General features: G+C 55.8%; 19 protein-coding genes. 14 read left to right on the top strand and 5 right to left on the bottom strand.

Going from position 1 to position 13,912, the window contains the following annotated elements; genetic code table 11:
* From HUJ28_11775 to HUJ28_11755, 5 genes are all read left to right on the top strand, one after another.
* Positions 1-632 (top strand): TauD/TfdA family dioxygenase (locus HUJ28_11775; protein ID MBD3620139.1); only part of this gene is annotated, 632 nt, incomplete at its 5' end.
* A gap of 1 nt (position 633) precedes the next feature.
* Positions 634-819: a sulfur relay protein DsrC gene (locus HUJ28_11770; GenBank protein ID MBD3620138.1), complete on the top strand. Its 186-nt coding sequence runs from the start codon at positions 634-636 to the stop codon at positions 817-819.
* Positions 820-832: 13 nt separating this feature from the next.
* Entirely contained in the window at positions 833-1,528 is a 696-nt protein-coding gene (gene cas6, locus HUJ28_11765) for a type I-MYXAN CRISPR-associated protein Cas6/Cmx6 (GenBank protein MBD3620137.1), read from the top strand.
* 37 nt (positions 1,529-1,565) lie between these two features.
* Positions 1,566-1,907, top strand: coding sequence for a TusE/DsrC/DsvC family sulfur relay protein (locus tag HUJ28_11760; protein MBD3620136.1), 342 nt, complete (start codon positions 1,566-1,568; stop codon positions 1,905-1,907).
* 112 nt (positions 1,908-2,019) lie between these two features.
* Positions 2,020-2,211 carry a hypothetical protein gene (locus tag HUJ28_11755; GenBank protein ID MBD3620135.1) on the top strand — a complete coding sequence of 64 codons (192 nt, stop codon included), beginning with the start codon at positions 2,020-2,022 and terminating at the stop codon, positions 2,209-2,211.
* A gap of 76 nt (positions 2,212-2,287) precedes the next feature.
* Here HUJ28_11755 and HUJ28_11750 read toward each other — a convergent pair whose 3' ends face one another.
* Positions 2,288-2,968: a Fe2+-dependent dioxygenase gene (locus HUJ28_11750; GenBank protein ID MBD3620134.1), complete on the bottom strand. Its 681-nt coding sequence runs from the start codon at positions 2,966-2,968 to the stop codon at positions 2,288-2,290.
* Between the two features lie 76 nt (positions 2,969-3,044).
* On the opposite strand from HUJ28_11750, the gene HUJ28_11745 reads away from it, so the two are divergent.
* A complete protein-coding gene (locus HUJ28_11745; GenBank protein ID MBD3620133.1) occupies positions 3,045-3,368 on the top strand; it encodes a hypothetical protein in 324 nt (107 codons plus the stop codon).
* Positions 3,369-3,380: 12 nt separating this feature from the next.
* Positions 3,381-3,731, top strand: a complete 351-nt coding sequence (locus HUJ28_11740; GenBank protein ID MBD3620132.1) for a hypothetical protein — start codon at positions 3,381-3,383, stop codon at positions 3,729-3,731.
* A gap of 3 nt (positions 3,732-3,734) precedes the next feature.
* Here HUJ28_11740 and HUJ28_11735 read toward each other — a convergent pair whose 3' ends face one another.
* Both HUJ28_11735 and HUJ28_11730 read right to left on the bottom strand, forming a co-directional pair.
* Positions 3,735-4,334 carry a 2OG-Fe(II) oxygenase gene (locus tag HUJ28_11735; GenBank protein MBD3620131.1) on the bottom strand — a complete coding sequence of 200 codons (600 nt, stop codon included), beginning with the start codon at positions 4,332-4,334 and terminating at the stop codon, positions 3,735-3,737.
* 114 nt (positions 4,335-4,448) lie between these two features.
* A complete protein-coding gene (locus HUJ28_11730) occupies positions 4,449-5,495 on the bottom strand; it encodes a hypothetical protein (protein ID MBD3620130.1) in 1,047 nt (348 codons plus the stop codon).
* A gap of 165 nt (positions 5,496-5,660) precedes the next feature.
* Between HUJ28_11730 and HUJ28_11725 the strand changes: the two genes are divergently transcribed.
* A complete protein-coding gene (locus HUJ28_11725) occupies positions 5,661-6,215 on the top strand; it encodes a hypothetical protein (protein ID MBD3620129.1) in 555 nt (184 codons plus the stop codon).
* 117 nt (positions 6,216-6,332) lie between these two features.
* On the opposite strand, the gene HUJ28_11720 is transcribed toward HUJ28_11725, so the two are convergent.
* Positions 6,333-6,527, bottom strand: coding sequence for a hypothetical protein (locus tag HUJ28_11720; protein ID MBD3620128.1), 195 nt, complete (start codon positions 6,525-6,527; stop codon positions 6,333-6,335).
* A 46-nt stretch (positions 6,528-6,573) separates the two neighbouring features.
* The gene (locus HUJ28_11715; protein MBD3620127.1) at positions 6,574-7,692 is read right to left on the bottom strand and encodes an anthranilate phosphoribosyltransferase; all 1,119 of its coding nucleotides are present in this window, start codon (positions 7,690-7,692) and stop codon (positions 6,574-6,576) included.
* Between the two features lie 245 nt (positions 7,693-7,937).
* On the opposite strand from HUJ28_11715, the gene HUJ28_11710 reads away from it, so the two are divergent.
* The 6 genes from HUJ28_11710 (at position 7,938) to cobA (ending at position 13,901) form a co-directional block, all read left to right on the top strand.
* Positions 7,938-8,345, top strand: coding sequence for a sel1 repeat family protein (locus HUJ28_11710; GenBank protein ID MBD3620126.1), 408 nt, complete (start codon positions 7,938-7,940; stop codon positions 8,343-8,345).
* 34 nt (positions 8,346-8,379) lie between these two features.
* Complete coding sequence (locus HUJ28_11705) at positions 8,380-9,423, top strand: MoxR family ATPase (GenBank protein ID MBD3620125.1); 1,044 nt, start codon at positions 8,380-8,382, stop codon at positions 9,421-9,423.
* 13 nt (positions 9,424-9,436) lie between these two features.
* A complete protein-coding gene (locus HUJ28_11700) occupies positions 9,437-10,717 on the top strand; it encodes a hypothetical protein (GenBank protein MBD3620124.1) in 1,281 nt (426 codons plus the stop codon).
* A gap of 17 nt (positions 10,718-10,734) precedes the next feature.
* The gene (locus tag HUJ28_11695; protein MBD3620123.1) at positions 10,735-11,850 is read left to right on the top strand and encodes a sulfur reduction protein DsrS; all 1,116 of its coding nucleotides are present in this window, start codon (positions 10,735-10,737) and stop codon (positions 11,848-11,850) included.
* Between the two features lie 12 nt (positions 11,851-11,862).
* Positions 11,863-12,399 carry a hypothetical protein gene (locus HUJ28_11690; protein MBD3620122.1) on the top strand — a complete coding sequence of 179 codons (537 nt, stop codon included), beginning with the start codon at positions 11,863-11,865 and terminating at the stop codon, positions 12,397-12,399.
* A gap of 101 nt (positions 12,400-12,500) precedes the next feature.
* Positions 12,501-13,901, top strand: coding sequence for a uroporphyrinogen-III C-methyltransferase (cobA, locus tag HUJ28_11685; protein MBD3620121.1), 1,401 nt, complete (start codon positions 12,501-12,503; stop codon positions 13,899-13,901).
* The last annotated feature ends 11 nt before the right edge of the window (positions 13,902-13,912 follow it).

Below are 13,912 nucleotides of genomic sequence, written 5' to 3'. Positions count from 1 at the left end.
GCGCCGAGGCGGACAGCATTACGTCGTTGACGGTGATCCCGGGGGGTAGACAAAATGGATATATGCCCTACTCAAACCGTCAATTAAACTGGCACACCGATGGTTACTACAATGCCGACGAGGCCCAGATTCGAGGTGTGATCCTGCACTGTGTCCAGGATGCGGCGCAAGGCGGACACAATGCGCTACTCGATCATGAGCTGGTGTATCTAATGATGCGTGATGCCGATCCGGCGATGGTCAAGGCCATGATGGCGCCGGATGTGATGTCGATTCCGCCCAATGTTGAAGGCGGCGAAGAGATCCGTGGTACACAGAGTGGGCCGGTCTTTTCCATCGACGAGCATGGCAACCTGCATATGCGTTACACCAAGCGCAAGCGCAATATCGACTGGAAAGCCGATGGCGCGACGCAGGAGGCGGTGGCCTTTATTGAAGAGTTGCTGGACTCCGACAGTCCCTACATCTTCCGCCATCACCTGCAGCCCGGTCAGGGCCTGATCTGCAATAACGTATTACACAGTCGGACCGAATTCGAAGACGATGAAATAGTGGGTAGCAAACGTCTTCTGTACCGGGCGCGATATTACGACAGAATCGCCCGGACAAATGTCACTGTAGAGGATATTTAACATGCTGTACTTGAGCGAAGTTCTGATACAGGAACACGAACTGGCTACCTTCAAAGAGTTGCTGGATGTTGTCAAACAACGTGGACAGTCGGGTGAGCGCTTCTTCCAGATGGATGTAAAGCCACCCTTCAAGGATACACCGGACGATTGGGAAGAACGCCTCGAAAGCGCGTTCACCTCACGCTAGTCGGAGTCGAGATATGTTTTGGGTCGAAGACGACAAGCAGGACGAATCACAACTGCAAGAGAACGCAGTCGATGTCGTGTTTACCGTGTCGGGTAAAACCCTTCCGGTGGATCACGCCCACGATTTGCATGAGACGATTGTTGATGAGCTGCCCTGGATGCAGGAAGAAGAAGACTGCGGTATCCATCTCATACATGTGGCAGAATCCGGCAACGGTTGGGAGCGGCCGGATGGAGATTTTCTCTATCTTTCCCGGCGAACCAAGTTTACAATACGCGTCCCCAAACAGCGCGTAAGTGACGCACAGCAACTGATAGGCAAGGTAGTGAATGTCGCAGGCCACGAGCTTGAGTTTACTAAGTCCGTGGTGCGCCCTTTCAATGCTCTGCCAACCATGTTCTCGCGTTACGTGTTGGGACACGCAAGCGAAAGTGAAAATGATTTTCTTCAACGCTGTGCATCGGAGTTGAAGGAACTGGGTATACCAGTGCGCAAGATGATGGCCGGTAAGACCCACACCTTCGAATTGCCAGAAGGTGAAAGACTGACACGTACACTGTTAGTTGCAGACTTGTCGCCCGAACACGCCTTATTGTTGCAACAAAAAGGCCTGGGCGAAGGACGTATGAAAGGTTTCGGACTTTTTATTCCACACAAGGGCATCACCGCGGTGACCAGTGAGGATGGGAAAGCCCAATCTATGGATTAATCTTACGTAAACTTCAAGACGAGGAGGTAGAAATACCATGGCTTACGAAGTGAATGGTAAAACTATCGAAGCTGATGCAAACGGTTACCTGGTTAACCTGGAAGACTGGAACGAAGATGTGGCCAAGGTCATCGCGGAAGCTGAGAGTATCGGCGAACTGACCGACAAGCACTGGGACATCATCAACTATCTGCGCGATGAGTACATAAACAACGGCAACAATCAGCCCAACGAGCGCACCATCCTCAAGGCGATGGGTGACAAATGGGGTGGCCGTATCGGGCAGAAGGATACCTTCGCACTGTTCCCGGGCATGCCCTCCAAGCAGGCCGGTAAGGTCGCGGGGCTGCCGGAAACTCGCCGTAAAGGCGGTTATTAATCTTTTTTGTAACCCGCACGGGGTGGGGTATACTACCAATTGGATATAGGTAGTTTCCCCCGCCCCGTGCTATAAAATGGCCCACCGTAACTCGGGCATAGAGGTAAAGAAAATGAGCGAAAAAGCAGCTTTGATCAAAGAAATGCTGGAAATGCAGCAGAAGTTCATGGAAGCCGAGCGTGCTGGCAAGATTTCCTCTCAGGAATACTTCGTAGGTGAGTACGTAGAGTATCGCCAGAAGTACAGCGAACTGGCAGCCAAGGTCAACGAAATGGCCCATGCCGACAAGGGTTCACGCCCTTAAGTTGCTGGCTTGAACCGTTTCCTGAGAAAAGGGCCGCTTATGCGGCCCTTTTCTTTTGCAATGAGTTTGTGTTGATTCAGACCTCGGACCACATCCGTACCAGGTTGACGTAACTGCGATCGACCTGTTTGGTCTCGGCGGCCTCGGGCGCAGACTTCAACAACTGCTCACGCGCCTGGTTGAGTTCGTACAGCAATTCTCGTTTTTGCGGGTCCCGTATCATGCTCTGCAGCCAGGTAACGGCAACAACACGCTCTCCGGATGTGATCTCGGCAACGTGATGGATGCTGGAGGAGGGATACATGATGGCATCCCCCGCCGGTAACTTGATGCTGCGATCACCGAAAGATGTTCGCACCACCAGCTCGCCGCCTTCATAATCCCCAGGATCATTTAGAAATACGGTAATGGAGAGATCGGAGCGGTACTGTTGTCCTGGACCCGGGCCCATGACCGGATCGTCGACGTGGTCGCCATAGGTCATACCCTGTCCATAGCGGGCATAAAATGGTGTGGCGATGCGTAGGGGCAGGGCAGCGTTGAGATAAATCGGATGTTGTACCAGGCGTCCCATGACTACGTTATTGAGCTGCTGCAACAGCTGTGTCTCTTCGCGCGCCACTTCCTGGTTGTTCTTGACGCGTTTTGCGGCCATGCCGGCAGAGAGCTTACCATCGACAAAGCGTGCCTTGCCCAGCAGACCATGGACATGTTCAAGGTCGTTTCGATTCAATACATTGGGAATATGCAACAACATGGACGCTTAACTCCTGGGCATTTATCACGTTACAATGCGTGATAATAACTTACTGTTTTTACACGGGTAAACACACATGATACTCAATGTTATTATCGATGGCCAAACCTTTGAAGTGACGGTGCCGGACTTCATGCTCGGTGAGGCCGATGAAATGTTCAACAAGATGGACGCAGACATGTCCAAGGGCTGGCAGATGGGCCGCACCTGGATCGATGACCCGACCACCAAGGAGCGGTGTCAAATTGTTGCGGATAAATTGCTGACAGCCATCGAGCAGGAAAACCAGAATATGGCAACCATGATGGCCGCTTACATCCTCAAGCGCATGCCCGGTGCAAAAGAGGTTATGTATGATGACGAGGGCGACATGATGCAGACCGAAATCTATGTGCGCTAGATCTAGATAGACATGGCCGAGATCTTTACAGTTACTTCACCCTTGATGATCAAATCACCCCATGGAGGTGAGAAGGTGATCGCCGAATTGTTTCCCCATCCCGACGGGATCCTGTTCTTTGAAATATTCTGGGACCAGATGGAAGCCAACGACGGGATCTATGTGATTAAAGGGGAATTAAAGGGAGAGGGGCCGTGGAAGGTCGGCGACTACATTATCAACCTGCTCGGATGTCAGGGTACGAACCCCGATCTCGCCGAAGACTTTTCTCAGTGGCAGATGTATCTACAGTCGCCTCTGAGTGACTATCCAAGCGAAGCAAGCCGTTTGGCATTGGCTCGCGAACATGGCGCCAGCATATAGCCCTCAGGCGAATACAATCCAGGTGGTTGCGATATACTTGACGCCCTTTTGAACCCGAGCGGCACGATGTTCATGCGTCCAGAAGGGTGGGAACAGGATCAGTTTACCTGCCTCGGGCGTAACCTTTACATCCTGGTATAAAAATTCCGTTTCACCGCCGGGACCGGGCACATCATTGAGATACCACAGGGCTACCAGTTGGCGTTGACTAAAGTCATGACTACCGCCATCAATGTGCCAGTGATAATACTCGCCGGGGTTATAACGCTGCAGGTTATAACCCATGTCCTTGAAGGGGCCCTTGAAATAGGGAAAGGTTTCGCGGAACTCCTTTAGTGCCATGCCCAGTGAGTAGTGCAGACCGTTGTCGACGTCCTTCCAGTTGTCCTTGCCACTGACGACCAGATCGGTGGTTTTCTTGATACTCTGATCCGAGGCAACAATCTGACCGATGCGGCCCTCATATTGTTCGTCTTCCTGTGCTTCGAAGCGGCGTATGATTTCTGCGCAGGCCTCCGCTGGAATGGAATTCCGTTGTTCGAAGATAAAGCTGTTTGGCTTGACCTCGACGATAGACTTGAGCGGTGTGATCTCTTTTTCCATTAATATCTTGGCTGATTAACTCGAATGGACGTGATTATATCATGGCTGGTGTTCGTATCCTGTCTGTCGACAGATACCAAATCGGATACTCGATGACATTAGTGTAATCGATACCTAGTGTGCGGCACTTTGTTCCAGCATTTGCTGCATCGCCTTCATGCCGGAAATACCTTCCTGCTTGTGAAGCTCAACCAGTCGCTGCGCCGTCTCCAGCCAGTGATCACGTCCCATTTGTGCGAAGCGTTCCATTTGCTCCAGATCGCCGCTCTCTATCCAGTGGTCATAGGCCTGCTTGAGACCGGGTGCGAGTTCCTTGCGCATGCCATTGAGGTTGGCGATATAGAGATGCAGGCTGGCCTCGTCCTGTTTCTCGAGCAGGTGAGGAAGGGTGGAGAGACTGTCGGCCAGCAGGTCACGTACGGCTCGGGCCATGAATTCAACACGTGAGCGGGGCAGGGAGATGAGCAAATCATGCCACTCTTCGCCCAACATCTCGCCGGCCTGCACCTCGCCAAACTCATGGTGAAGCACCGTATCGGTCTCGACAGCGGTCATGTGATCCAGTGCGCCTTCCAGGTCGCCTTCAATGTCAAAATGCGTCAGGGCGCGTGCCATGGCGTTCTGTGGCCGGTTCCAGTTCCAGTTCTCGAGACGCTCCCACATGGTTCGCCTGAGCGACTCGCGGCGTATATAGATGGTCTTACCCTGGCTCATGGCGGGGGGCGAGCTGAGATCACGTGCCAGCTCACGTCCGGCAACCAGGATGGTGGTATCGCCTATCTGATGGCGTTGCTCCATCTCGGCGAGGAAGAAGTGGGGGCTGGCGCCGATGCCCAGCCCCGCGCCATAGATATAACCATCTGCGTTGAGGCCCTGGTTGATGTTGTCCACATCGAAAGGCTCGAAGCTTTGCTGGCGTGTCTTGATAGGCAAAAAGTCATTAGCTTCCACCGACTCCCAGAGTGATTCTCGCTCACGCAACCAGTTACCCACCTCGTCCTTGGGCAGATGGTCCTGATAGCCCAGACCATTTTCCCAGCGAAAGAATTCACGCATCTTCATCAGGTAAATGCAGATGGTGTAATCGGCGGCATAGCGTGCGTCGGAGATGTGACAGTTTTGCTGGACATCGGTCTTGAGATCGTCGAGGAAGGTTCCCATAGAATGCACCGTCGTAATTTAAACTTGACTATATTGCTCTGATATTTATCCTAGCAAGCTTGCACAGTGGCTGCCACAGTTAGACAGCCATATTGCCAAAGAGTTACAGGTGACCGGCCCGAAGCGGTGTACAATGGCGCCTATCGCAAACAAGAGGTAGTCACGGTGAGAATCAAGAGCCGTTGGAATGTAAAAGACAAGGAACACAGCATTGAGGAGATCGCCGGTGCGCTCGCCTTTATCGCCTGGCGTATCGCCCAGAACCTGGTGCTGCGTATGGAGAACGAAGACTTTCAGACCGACACGCAGAAACAGCGCCTGGATGTGATCTTCGAAAGCATGGCCTTTCTGATCCATATCGCCGATCGCCTTGCCTATGAGTCCCTGGACGAAGAACAGCGTGCCACCTATGTCACCACCATGGCCATGAACACGCTACGCCAGATGAAAACCAATCTGAATGATTACGGCATGTCCAACGAGGAAGTGGACGCGGAATACATCCCCAAGCTCAATGAACGTATGGCTGACTACGCCGAGTTCAGTTTCGAGAACGAAGAGCCGAGTTTTAATATGTGCCGCTATCTTGGTGAAAAGGTGGCAGGCGCCATGGGGCCGAAGGACAATAAGTGGATACAGTCACAGATTATGGATATCGAGGTGCCCGAGGCGATGAAGAGTTTAAAGAAAGGATTCAATGACCTGTTCAAGACGGACTAGGCAGATCAGTGGATTGCTAACGCCGACGTTATTGTAAGCAGGCTCCTTTTTCCGGGCACAAAAAAAGGCGGGTCACGATGACCCGCCTTTTTTCGATAATCGAATAAAACTATTCGATTACTTGGCCCAGCTTGAGTAGCCGTCGGTCTTGCGAGCCTTGCCGTCTTCGTAACCGGCAGAGTAGGCTTCAGTCACGCGCTGCTCTTCACGCTCGGGGTTGTGCAGGTAACCACCCTGCCAGCCCTGGATGTACTCGGCGTCTACACCGGCCTTTTCCATTGCAACGGTGGTGTCGTAGTAAGTCTGATCCATTTTTTCCTCCTTAACTAACAGGGCCCGATGGATAAACGGGCATAACTTAAGTTAAAGCTCGTTGAAATCTTTCCAGTGCGGAACCATTGTCCAGTACATCCCGTACCGCATCTGCTGCTGACTGAAGTGAATCATAGCGCTTCAGGTGGTGTAAGCAAATCGCGGCAGAATATACCAGAGAATCGCGCATAGGTCCCGCTTTTCCTGATAATGCCTCAACTCCCATCTCGGCAGAGATGCGAGCCAGGGCATCGATATCGACAGCGCTGTCGATTTCATCCTTTTGTGAAGCAGCAGCGGGGACACTTTCCGGAATCGGAACCGCACGGCTGGCCTGATCGATGCCAACGCTTTTCGGATCCAGTTCCTGCATCTGCTCTTCACCCTTGTCGTAGTAGTACCAGTACTTGCCTGCCTGTTGCAGGGAAGGAATGATACCACCTTCTACACCACGGACGATCATGGCGGAGTCGAAGCCTGACTGGCGAGCCAGCCGGGCGTAGATGGGCGGATAGGCCTTGTGCACGTATCCGGTCATCAAGTGTGTCTGCTTGCGGCCGCGGATGGGACCGACCAATACCTCGACGGTGGTCATCACCTGGCGTTTGATCATGCGGGCACGCAAGGGAAGTAGCTCATGCAAACCGGGGTTGTAGACCTTCTGGTCGATATAGGCCCAACCGATATCGGGGTTTGCGATCTGTGCCTTGGCTTCATCCACGCTCATGTCCACCTTTTTACCGGCGGCTCTGAGGATCTTGTGATGAGTGGCACCGTACTTGGGACCGATGCTCTCGGCACCATGAGAGACGGCAGCGACGCCACAGGCCGCCAGTACCGGTGCCAGGAAGGGCGAGGCGGGAACGCCACGGGCATAGCCGTCATAGGGATCGGCAATGTCCACCAGTTCATCGACCTCGGCAGTGGCCGGTTTGACGTGATCCAGTATGGCTCGCAGGACACCCTCGTTTTCCTCATCGCTTTCGCGCTTCATACGCAGGGCGATGAAAAAGATACCGGCCTGGACGGGATCGGCCTGGCCCGACAGAATATGTTCCATGGAGACTCGGGTCTCTTCCACATTCAGGTCCTTACTGTATTCGGGACCGGTGGCGACCTTTTGTATGCTCTTTCGCAACACAGTTGCGGCGTCTTGTTCGTTCATGCGTATTGCTGTGCCTTTGGGTTAAGGGTTCGAACGACGGTGGGGAAGTATAGCCTTGCGGATCAGGTGCTTGAATATCCCCATGGAGCAGGTTCTATGGGCCCGTCGGTGAGATTTCAATACCCGATCTCTCGAAGGGGGTATACGCCGTCCGTATTTCTGGCGATAATATACATGAGTATTTTGGTAAGAAATAGGCCGAGCATCAAACCATGATCGAAACCGATATGAACGACAAGGAAATGATGGAATTCAACAGCGGCATGTCCGCCTTCGAATCCAAGCATTTCTCCCGCGCCATCCAGTATCTCTCCCCCTTTGCCGAGCAGGGCAATGCCGAGGCCCAGTACCGCGTTGCCATTATGCTGCAAAATGGACTGGGCATGGCCCCCAATCCCGAGAGCGCCCTGAAATGGATGCGGGCCGCGGCCGAGCAGGGGCACGCCATGGCCCAGCATGGCCTGGGATTCATGTACCTGGAAGGGGAGTGTACCGATAAGGACCCGGCCATTGCGGTGGAGTGGTTTACCAAGGCCGCCGAACAGGGCCTGCAGGGCTCCATGACCACCCTGGGCATGATGTATGAAGAGGGCAACGGGGTTGAAAAAGACCCGGAACAGGCCCAGAAATGGTACAAGCTGGCCGGATTCTAGGCCGCATTGCAGTCAAACAGAAAGGTAGTTCAGAATGCGTCCCGCTCAGTTGTTACCCATTCTCGAGAAGGAATTTCAAAGTGCCGCCAGCGGCCACCATACCCCGGTCATGCTGTGGGGGCCTCCGGGTGTCGGCAAGTCGCAAATGATCGCCCAGGTGGCGGATAAATTTAATGCCCCGGTGGTTGATGTGCGCCTGTCGCAGATGGAGCCCTCGGACCTGCGTGGCATTCCGTTTCGGGTCGAGGACAAGGTGGAGTGGGCCATCCCCGCCATGTTGCCCGATGCCGAGCGCCACGGACCCAAAGGGATTCTGTTCCTGGATGAAATCACCTCGGCGCCGCCCAGCGTCTCCGCCGCGGCCTACCAGCTAATCCTGGATCGTCGCCTGGGTAACTACCAGGTCCCCGAAGGCTGGGCCATCTTCGCCGCCGGTAACCGCCAGGGCGACCGTGGTGTGACCTACACCATGCCGGCGCCGCTGGCCAATCGCTTCTCCCACTTCGAAGTGGATGTGAATCTGGACGACTGGGTCGCCTGGGCCTATGAGCATAATATCGACGAGCGAATCATCGCCTTCCTGCGTTTTCGTCCCGACCTGTTATTCGATTTTGACCCGGCCCACAATCCGGTGGCCTTTCCCTCTCCACGTTCCTGGGAATTCGCCCACAACGCCTTGAAGAAGTTCGGTGACAACCCGCAATTGCTGCTGGGCACCCTGCAGGCCTGTGTCGGGCCCGCCGCCGGGATTGAGCTCAATGCCTTCATCGACAATCTCGACAACATGCCGGACCTTGAGTCCATTATCCTGGGTGAGGAAGTCGACGCCCCCAGGGAGATCGACCTGCAATATGCCGTCGCCTCCGCCCTGGTGGGACGCGCCATTCGTGCCCGCGGCACCGAGGCGGCCAACGACGTACACGGTAATATCCTCAACTACGCCGGTCGGTTCCCGCAAAAGGAGATGGGCGTGATGATGGTCTCCGATATGCACCGCGCCATCGGGCAGGACCTGTTCGCCGTGCCGCAGTTCGCCGACTGGGCCGAGGCCATCGCCGACCTGGTGATCTACGAATAACGGGGCCATGGGCATGGACACCGAGGCCATCGAGAAGAAGCTGGCGGCGGCACGGACGCGCCTGATCCTTGAGAAGCCCTTTCTCGGGGCTCTTGTGTTGCGCCTGCCCATGATCGAGGGCAATCCTGAGTGGTGCAAGACCACGGCCACCGACGCACGAAAGTTCTATTACAACGCCGAGTTTATCGATCACCTGACGCTCGACGAGACCCAGTTCATCCTCGCCCACGAGGCCCTGCATTGTGCCCTGTCTCATTTTGCCCGACGTCAGCACCGGGTCCGACATCGTTGGGACCTGGCCTGCGATTACGCCATCAACCCGCTGCTCATTAAGGATGGTCTGAAGCCGCCCATCGGCATGCTCCACGACAGTCGCTTTGAGGGTATGACCGCCGAGGAGATCTATCCCTCCATCGACGACAATAACAATGACCAGCCCATGGACCAGCACATCTACGACGACGAGAACCAGTCGGAGCAGAACCGGGGCAAATCCAGCGACTGGGAGCGGGGCGACGGCGACGAGGACAAGGGCGAGAGTGAGCCGGACGACCAGGGTGGCGAGCAGGACGAGGGCGAAGGCGAGAACGCAGGCGACAATAATCCCGAGGTCGATCCGGAAGCCGGTGGTGCGCCACAACCCAAGCCGCTAAACGATGCCGAGCGCGAGACCCTGGATGTGCAGTGGCAGCAGCGCCTGGCCGGCGCCGCCCAGCAGGCCATGCAGGCCGGTAAACTAGGCGGAGCCATGGCACGCATGGTGGATCACCTGCTACAGCCGCAACTGCCCTGGCGTATGCTGCTGGCCCGTTATCTCACCTCCATTGCACGCGACGACTACAGCTATTCACGTCCATCGGGACGCCGTGAGGGGCCGGCCATCTTCCCCAGTATGCGTAGCGAACAGATCGATGTGGTGGTGGCGCTGGATATCTCTGGCTCCATCGGCGAGCGCGAGATGGGCGAATTCGTCTCCGAGATCGATGCCATCAAGAGTCAGATGCGGGCCCGTATTACCCTCGTGGCCTGTGACGCCGAACTTGCCGAGGGTTGCCCCTGGCGCTATGAGCCCTGGGAGGAGTTCAGCCTGCCGAAGCAATTTAAAGGGGGAGGGGGCACCTCATTCTCCCCGGTCTTTGAGTGGGCCGAAAGACTGGACCGCCAGCCCGACATTCTGGTCTACTTCACCGATGCCGAGGGTCAGTTCCCCGAGCACGAGCCGCCATACCCGGTGATCTGGTTGATCAAGGGCAAGGCCAAGGTACCATGGGGTACCCGCATCCAGCTCAACTAAACACAAGAAAAAACTCAATGGAATTATCTGCTGAAGACAGCCTGCGCCTGAACGTTTTGCTGGCGCAAAACCTACATGCCGTGCGCATCGATGAGTCCAATTTGATCGTCTACGCCCTGTCCGATAAGGGCGAAGCCAAGGTCCAGTTGAATCCCAACTGCAAGGACGAAAAATACATCAAGATGGTGAAGGAGCTGTTCTCCACACACGTCCTGGGCTCGCCCGGCGGCTACCCCATCTACCTGCGTCGCTGGACCCGCATGGGCCAGCAACGCGCCGATAACCTGGAAAAGCTGTTGTTGCTGGGCGAGCCTGAGGCGGTGGTGGCAGTGGTCTATGCCGCTGGCATCACCGACGAGGTGGCACGACGGGCCTGGTGGGCCATGCCCAGTTCGGAAAATGCCCGCCGTATGCTGGACAGGCAGGAGGTTGTCGATGGCGAAATGGGGCCGGTCTTATCGGAATTCCTGGTGGAGTTTATGCCCTTCGAGGAAGAGCCCCTGGCACAGATGGAGTCGGTCCGACTGGTGTTGCAAACGCCCGGACTCATCGATGAAGCCACCCGAGAATCGATCTGGAAAAAGGCCAATCGCAAAAACGCCTTCTATGTCGGTTTTCTCGCCAGTCAACCCGACGACCTGCCCGATCCCGTTTCCGCCCATGCGGAGTATGAGACCGTGCATGAGGCGCTCGCGCCCCTTGTCGAGGCGGATAACCCGTTTGCCAAACAGTTCCTACGTCTACTCTCGACGCCTGGCCAGACCTATCTGTCGACGGTGGAAAAGGTCCTGAAAAAACCCTCCAACCAGGACGTGGTGGTACGCCTGTTTGACACCGTGCGCGATTATTTTGAGTCGGTCCGACAACAGGATGAGCCGATCCGCGAACTGGCCGAGATCGAACGCATCGTCGGTGAGACCCTGGCCAAACCACCCGAGGCACTACAGCAGGTTTTGACAACAGTCCCCGATCAGAAAACACGCATCGAATCCATGTTGTTCCTGTCTCTGATTGGCGAGCGACTGGTGGCGCCTATCTTTGCCCTTACGGATGCGGTGGGCAGTGTCATGCGCAAGAAGATCGAGCCGGTGGCGACGCCTATACTCGAGCATATCGGCAAGCTGGTTCGTTAAACGGGAGTCTGTGTGTCACTGCATTTCAATCACGTCAATCTGATCCTGCGCGTGACCATCGAGGACGATGTGCTGGCACAACACAGTGCCGCCTCACCGGAGATCGTCGGTACTGAGATCGCGCAACAGGTGATGGATTATGTACGTGACCACGATATGGGCTATTACCCCGCACTGGATTATTTCCGTCAGCAGGGCGGAATCGATGAGGAGTTGCTGGAGGCGGCGGAGAGTCTTGCCTGGCTGGCCTGCAATCTTGCGCGCGAAGAGGTCAAACGCAAGACCCGGGAGGTCTTCTCGAATGTTCAGTTTGAGGCGGTGCAGTCCCTGGCCTTTACCATGCCAACGGTTCGACCGGGGCAGAATAATGCCTACACACGGCTGTCCGACCACTATACGCCCAACTCGGTTAAACTGGACATGGACGTCAGCCTGATACAGAAACAGCCGGCCGATGCCTCCATCGAACGCTATTGCCGGCATGTGATCTCGCGCTGGCTCAAGCACTCGTTCCGGGAGCTTGAGGTCAGTGCCTATCTGTCCGAGTGACTTATCCCCTTAGGACTATTCCCCTCGGGATGACTCGGATATAGCATGCGCGGTTCTCTTCAACAGGGATCGCATCTCTTACAGGGTTATGAGGTAACTTGATGGATTTCTTTCCTATATTTTTGGACATCAAGTCCAAGCCCTGCCTGGTGGTAGGCGGTGGCTCGGTGGCGGCACGCAAGGTGACACAGCTGCTTCGTGCCAAGGCGCAGGTACTGGTCGTTGCTCCCACCCTGACGTCTGAATTACAGGCGCTGGCCGACAAGGGCGAGATAACGATTGCTCAGAGGGGCTTCGAACCCGGCGATCTCGAGAATCGTGCCCTGGCCATCGCCGCCACCGACAATGAGTCCGTCAATGAAGAGGTCTCACGCCTGGCGCAAGAGCGCTATATACCGGTAAACGTGGTGGACAACCCCGACATCGGCAGCTTCATCACACCGTCTACCATCGAGCGTGACCCGGTGCAGATCGCCGTGTCTACCGGTGGCGCCTCGCCGGTGCTGGCGCGTCAATTACGTGCCAAGCTGGAGAGCAGCATCCCGGCCGGTTACGGTCACCTGGCCTCGCTGGTTGAAGAATATCGTGACCAGGTTAAGGCCCGATTCGACAGCGTCGAACTACGGCGAAATTTCTGGGAATCCGTGCTCGAAGGGCGCTTTTATGAACTGGTGCTGGGCGGTAAGCTCAAGGCCGCACGCGAAGAGCTGGAGCGTGCCCTGGACGAAGCCAGCCATGTCACCGAACCCAGTGGCGAGGTCTACCTGGTGGGGGCGGGACCCGGTGATCCCGATCTGCTGACATTCCGTGCCCTGCGCCTGATGCAACGTGCCGACGTGGTGGTCTACGATCGCCTCGTCTCGCAACCGATACTCGATATGGTTCGGCGCGATGCCGAGCTCATCTACGCCGGCAAGGCTCGCGCCGATCACGCCATTCCCCAGGAAGAGCTCAACATGCTGCTGGCCCGTCTCGCCAAAAAGGGCAAGCGCGTGTTGCGACTCAAAGGCGGCGATCCCTTCATCTTCGGACGCGGCGGCGAGGAAATCGAAACCCTGATGGCCGAGGGCGTCGCCTTCCAGGTGGTGCCGGGGATCACCGCGGCCGCGGGCTGCGCCTCGTACTCGGGCATCCCCCTGACGCATCGCGACTATGCCCAATCGGTCTGTTTCGTCACCGGCCACCTCAAGGACGGCAGCATCGATCTCAACTGGCCCATGCTGGCACAACCTCAGCAGACCGTTGTGTTCTACATGGGATTGCACGGTGTCAAGGCGATATGCGATTCCTTAATCGCCCACGGCCGCGATGTCGCGACTCCTGCCGCCTTGGTGGAGAAGGGCACGACCCCGGAGCACAAGGTTCACATAGGCAATCTGGAGACCCTGCCTGGACTGGTAGAGCAACACGACATCAAGCCCCCGACTCTTATCATTGTCGGCGAGGTGGTCGATATGCACGAGAAGCTGTCCTGGTTCGAGCCGTCTGTTTCCAGTAATTGATTTTAAAGTCG

The organism is Chromatiales bacterium, assembly GCA_014762505.1.
Taxonomy (GTDB): domain Bacteria; phylum Pseudomonadota; class Gammaproteobacteria; order SpSt-1174; family SpSt-1174; genus SpSt-1174.
Note: the sequence above shows the minus strand (reverse complement) of the source record. Positions and strands in the feature narration are given on the sequence as shown.